General features: G+C 44.8%; 1 protein-coding gene. It reads left to right on the forward strand.

The annotated features are described in order from the left end of the window. On the forward strand, positions 1–464 hold a 464-nt coding region (locus ACO0KZ_RS20470), incomplete at both ends, for an EF-Tu/IF-2/RF-3 family GTPase (protein WP_422998633.1).

The following is a 464-nucleotide window of genomic DNA, read 5'->3' on the forward strand; positions in this document are numbered from 1 at the left end:
ATCGTTAAGGTCGGCGAAGAGATCGAAATCGTTGGTATTAAAGACACAGTAAAAACAACATGTACTGGTGTTGAAATGTTCCGCAAATTGCTCGATCAAGGTCAAGCAGGCGATAACGTTGGTGTATTGTTGCGCGGTACTAAGCGTGAAGATATCCAACGCGGTCAAGTTTTGGCGAAACCAGGTTCAATCAAGCCGCATGATCATTTCACAGGCGAGATCTACGTTTTGTCTAAAGATGAAGGTGGTCGTCATACACCATTCTTTAACAACTATCGTCCACAGTTCTACTTCCGTACAACGGACGTAACTGGTTCAATCGAGTTGCCAAAAGACAAAGAAATGGTTATGCCAGGTGATAACGTTTCTATCACAGTTAAGTTGATCAACCCGATCGCGATGGAAGAAGGTCTCCGTTTCGCGATTCGTGAAGGTGGTCGTACTGTTGGTGCTGGTGTTGTTGC

This window comes from Undibacterium sp. Di24W, from assembly GCF_049340325.1.
GTDB lineage: Bacteria > Pseudomonadota > Gammaproteobacteria > Burkholderiales > Burkholderiaceae_D > Undibacterium.